Source organism: Candidatus Acidiferrales bacterium, assembly GCA_036514995.1.
Lineage (GTDB): Bacteria > Acidobacteriota > Terriglobia > Acidiferrales > DATBWB01 > DATBWB01.
Window position 1 is genome coordinate 1 of record DATBWB010000183.1, and the last position, 5,123, is coordinate 5,123.

Genomic DNA, 5,123 nt, shown 5'->3' on the forward strand with positions numbered 1-5,123 from the left:
ACCCTGCTTGGTGACCTGGAATTCGGCAATAGATTCTTGCGGTATGACGAATGCCTGGGTGGAGCGTTCTCCGCCGCGAATCCCACCAAAGAAAGGCTCGTTGTGATCGGCGCCATCGATGTTGATACTACTGTTGATGCCGCGCTGCCCGGACAGGGAGATCTGGTTGCGTTGCGGCTCCACCAGTACGGTGGGATTCGCTGTGATGAAATCATGAAAGCGCCGGCCGTTAATGGGCAGGTGCTCGATGGCGGTTATGTTCACCATGGTCCCCGTCTCGGAGCGAATGCTCTCGAGTCCCCCCGCAGTCACTTCGATGGTTTGGGCAACAGCACCCACTTGCATCGTAAAGTTCGCCTGCACCACGCTGCCGACGTTCAGGATGATGTCGCGCTGTTTGGCGGTAGCGAACCCACCTGCCTCGACGCTGACTTCGTAGCGGCCAGTGGGCAGTAAGACGGCGCGATATTGCCCCGCATCGTTTGTCGTCAGTTCGCGCTTCAATCCCGTGTCCACGTTTGCGATCGTCACCTTGGCGCCGGGGATAACTCCTCCGGATGCATCGGTAACCGTCCCGACAATCTGACCGGTGCTCGCCTGAGCCTGCGCGCGTAAATCTGTCGGCATCGTGAGGTGAGAAGCAAAGACAAGCAGTACCAACGCGGAGTAAAACGCCGCCTTATTCATGGAAGCCTCCTCACAAAGCATGAGTGCCCCGGGGCATCTTTCGAGCTTCAACTTGCGATTCAATTCCAGATAAGATGTAAGGAGTCGCTTGCCCGGCCCACCCACATCCTGCTTCCGCCGGACACTCCGCCCCGAAAACGGTCGAGACTTTTGTATGTTGAGATGACAGCAAAGTCAAGGGTTTTTGTGAGCCGCGGGAATGAGATGGGAGCTGAGTGTAGATAGCAAACCAAAAATAGCATCTGCCTTCGTACCAACCTGCTTGGTTTCGAGCGCCGGGAAACGATCAAGAAACAATCGAGCAGCGAGGGATGCTCGCTGCCCGAATTTGAGCAAAAGCCCTACCAGATGAACTTGATGGCCATCTGGAATTCGCGCGGTCCCCAGAGCGTGGTGCTAGCGCTGAACGGTACACCAAAGCTGGTGAGGGGACTTAGCTCCACTTCGCGCATCTGGCCGGCAGAGCAATTTCCCAGGGTTCCAGTGGACGTGCGACAGCCAGAGTTCGAAATGCGAAGCAGATCGTCATCAACACCGGCGAAGTTTGTGCGGTTGAACAGGTTGAAGGCTTCCCAGACAAACACCACTTTCTTGGCTTCGGTGACCCGGAATTCGCGCGTAGTGCGCAAGTCCACCGTGGCCAGACCGGGCCCCGTGAAGCCGTTTCGGGACTGGAAAGGCGGTCGCGAAGTGCCGCCGTAACCATTGGGTCCGAAGGTTTCCATCGCCCGAGTCCGGGAACTGCTCGTGAAACCAGTTACGTCCTGATCGATGGGTCGGCCATCGCGCAGGGTGACGATCCCGCTCCACTCGAAACCGTTCAGAATCGCTCGCAGCCCTTTGTTCTCAATCTTCCGGAAGGGCGGTTCCCAGGTGAAGTAGGCGACGAACTGCTTGCGGATGTCTAAATCGGAAAGAGCATATTCGGCCCGCTTGTTGGTGCCGTCTAGTAGTTGCGCGAAGCGGTTGAGGAACGTATTTCGCTGTTGACCGTCGTCGAGCGCCTTCGCAATGGTCAGGTGAGCGTTGAAGGCCAAACCCCCGCTAACCCGGCGTGCCACCTTTAGGACCACGGCGTGATACTGCGTGTTCACGATGCTCTCGTTTTGGAGGAGGCGCCGCACGTCTGTCCGTGGGCGGGGTCCAGTAAAGAATGGGAAGGGCCCAAAGGTTTCGCCGCCTAGGATGTAGGTCACCTGCTCGGTCGGCGGGCTGAAATTGATATCCCGCGTGATGGGCAACCGTTGTCCGCGGCTCCACAGGTACGTGGCTGAGACCGTCATGTTCGGCGAGAGGCCGTATTCGAGGGCCAGTTCGCTCATATGGATGAGCGGCCGCACGTAGTCCCGGGAGAATTGAAGCACATCCGGCGCGGCGAAAGTCCGCACGGGAGGCGCGGGCAGGACGTTGGGGTAAGTCGGGGCCGCCGCATCCCCAGGGCTGAACCCGAACGTGATAAATACGCGCTGGTTGTCAGTAAGAGCCGTGGAGATAAAGCTGTTTGAGGTTCGCCCGTAGTAGAGCCCGTAGCCACCCCGCACAATGAACCGGTGGTTGTTCCAAGGATCCCAAGAGAAACCGAAGCGCGGGCCGACATTGTTCGAGTCCTGGTTAAAGCGGGTGGTCTCGGGGAATGCCGGATTACCGGCGGCGGTTGTCTCCGTTCCGGTCAGCGGATCGACGGTTGTCGTCGGCTCGGGCGGCGGCAGCCTGGTGAACTCGTACCGCACACCGTAGTTTAGCGTCAGGTTGGGAAGGACACGGAACGTGTCTTGGAGGTAGAAGTTGTAATCGGTCGTCGTAAAGAAGACGCGGCCGCCCAGCTCGCGGAGGTCAAAGGATTGGCTGAAACTTCCGTGACGACCTGTGAAGTTGGCTCGGGTGCCCGTCTCCACCAGCGGAACACAACCCGTTGCGCCGGGCGGGCAATCCTTCGCTACGTCCGCTAGGCTCGCATAGCTGTACACGCCTCCGCCCTGAAAGAGGTTGATTTGCAACTCGCGTACGTAATAGATATCCAAGCCGAACTTGAAGCTGTGCCGGCCTCGAATCCAGGAGATGTTGTCTACCCATTGGAAGATTTTCTCGTTTGGGAAGGCAGGGCGGGGCAGAAAGTTTGGCATCCCGAAGCTGATACCCCCGCTCACGCTAGTTCCCGGGTCAGTAACATTCGGCCGCTGGAATTCAAAGTCGCGCCCAAACTGGAAGCGCGCCTCGTTGACGACGCTGGAGCTGAGCACTGAATTGAGGCGGAAATTGAGGAAATCCGTCTTTACTCCGTCAAAGCCGTTGTCACTGCCGGCGGCGGTCTGGATTGGGGCAGTCCGGATGCCATTCGGGGATCTCCACCGGTGCCAGTTGTATTGCGCGATTAAGGTATGGTTGTTGTTGATCACCCAATCGAACTTTCCGAATGCAACATTATTGTGAGCTTTGCGAGGCACAAAGGTTTGGAGCGAATCAAAGAAAGCGATCGTTGCTGTACACCCCGGAACCACTGGAACAGTGGAGCTCGGTAGCGAAGTCGAGCAGGTGTCCGTCCGCACATTCAGAAATGCGGCGCTGCTGGGCCGGACGAAATAGGGAAAGCTGCGGATCTGCTGGTCATAGGTACCGAAGAAGAAAAGCCTATCCTTAACAATGGGCGCGCCGAAAGAGAACCCAAACTGTTGGCGCCGCTCCTCGGGCTTGAATGGCGTGAACGGTTCTTGGGCATTCCAGATGTCGTCGCGCAGGAAATAAAATGCTTGTCCGTGAAATTCGTTCGTTCCCGACTTCGTCACGGCATTGATCGTGCCGCCGGCCGCCCGGCCAAACTCAGCGGAAAAGTTACTCAACCCTACCTGAAATTCCCGGATCGAAGACTGGCTGATCGTATAGACGACACGGGTGCGCCCGCGCGCCTCGGAGAAAAATGCTTGGTTGTTGTCCGCACCGTCCACCTGATTATTGTTGTAAAGTCCCGCGATTCCCCGATAGCTTACGAGTCCAAAAGTTCCATCGGGCGAGACACCCGGCGTCAGCAAGGCAAAGTTATCCCACCGACGGCCATTGATAGGTAAATTTTCCACTGCTCGAGCGCTTACGATGTCGGTCACCTCGGTGCGCTCCGGCTCGGTTACGGGAGCTGCCTCGGTTACCGTGATGGTTTCGGCCGCGGCTGCAACCGGAAGTTCAAGGTCAACAGTAGCTGTAGATCCTACCTCCAAGCGGACTCCTAACCTCTTCACTGTTGCGAAGCCAGAGTACTCCCCGACAACCTCGTAGTCTCCGGGTTGGAGAAGAACGATCCGGTAGCGACCGCCCGAGTCGGCGGTGACGGTGCGGGAGGCGCCGGTGGCGACGTTGCGGATCGTAACGGTCGCCCCAGGGATCACGGCGCCCGAAGAGTCCATGACGGTCCCTTCGATACCTGAAGACCCTAGTGCCTGGGCGGACAAAAACACTGGAATCGTCAGGTGAGAAACAAAAACAAGGAGAAACAGCACGAAATAGAGAGCGGCCTTACGCATGGAAGCCTCCTCGCAAATCACTGGTGCCCATCGAGACATCCGGAGCTCAAGCCTGCGGTTCGGTTTTTGATGATGATAAGGCAGCTACCTACCCGGTGAACTTAACTCCCTCACGCCCGGGCGCTCCTCTCGAAAAACGGTCAGGACTTTTGTATGTTGAGGCGCCAGCAAAGTCAAGGGTTTTGTGCCGCGTACCGGTATGGCCGTACCGGCTGCAACCACCACCGGCGCAAAATCGTGCTGATTGGGGCGGGCCTGACAAAACTTGTCACCCGGAGCAAACTAGGCTACATTAATCTCCCAGTTCAAGTTACCCGCCGGAGGGCTTGGTCGCGCATGTCGCCCCGGAAAAAGAAAAATGTTCGCGTCTTCCTGCGCCACTCGGAGATCCAGAAGAAGGTCCGGGAGATGGCCGACCAAATCAACCGCGACTTTGAGGGCGAGCGCATCCACATGATCGCCATTTTGAAGGGTGCCTTTGTGTTTCTGGCCGATTTGCTGCGCAATCTGAAGGTGGAAGTTTCCGTGGATTTCATTGGCACCTCCAGTTACGGCGACGGCACGCGGCCAACCGGCGAGGTTCGCCTGACCAAGGATTTGGATTCCACCATCGAGGGGCTCAACGTCATCCTGGTAGAAGACATCCTGGACACCGGCCTGACGCTCAACTACCTTTTGCGGCTGCTGCAAGCGAGGAGGCCCAAAGTGCTCAAGGTCGCCGCGCTCCTCGACAAACCCTCCCGGCGCATCAAGGAAGTGAAAGCCGACTACATCGGCTTTGAGATTCCCAATGCCTTTGTGGTGGGCTACGGCCTCGACTTCGGCGAGAAATACCGCAACCTGAAAGACATCTGCGTCCTCGACAGCGTGGAACCATAGGCCTTGATCCGGAAGACGCTCACCGCCGGCGACCTCGAAGCGATT

General features: G+C 57.7%; 3 protein-coding genes. 1 reads left to right on the forward strand and 2 read right to left on the reverse strand.

The features are described 5' to 3' along the window. On the reverse strand, nucleotides 1–687 hold a 687-nt coding region (locus VIH17_12145; protein ID HEY4683979.1), incomplete at its 3' end, for a carboxypeptidase-like regulatory domain-containing protein. 341 nt (nucleotides 688–1,028) lie between these two features. Then, complete coding sequence (locus VIH17_12150) at nucleotides 1,029–4,199, reverse strand: TonB-dependent receptor (GenBank protein HEY4683980.1); 3,171 nt, start codon at nucleotides 4,197–4,199, stop codon at nucleotides 1,029–1,031. A gap of 336 nt (nucleotides 4,200–4,535) precedes the next feature. Here VIH17_12150 and hpt point away from each other — a divergent pair, with 336 nt between their 5' ends. Next, nucleotides 4,536–5,078, forward strand: coding sequence for a hypoxanthine phosphoribosyltransferase (hpt, locus tag VIH17_12155; GenBank protein HEY4683981.1), 543 nt, complete (start codon nucleotides 4,536–4,538; stop codon nucleotides 5,076–5,078). The last annotated feature ends 45 nt before the right edge of the window (nucleotides 5,079–5,123 follow it).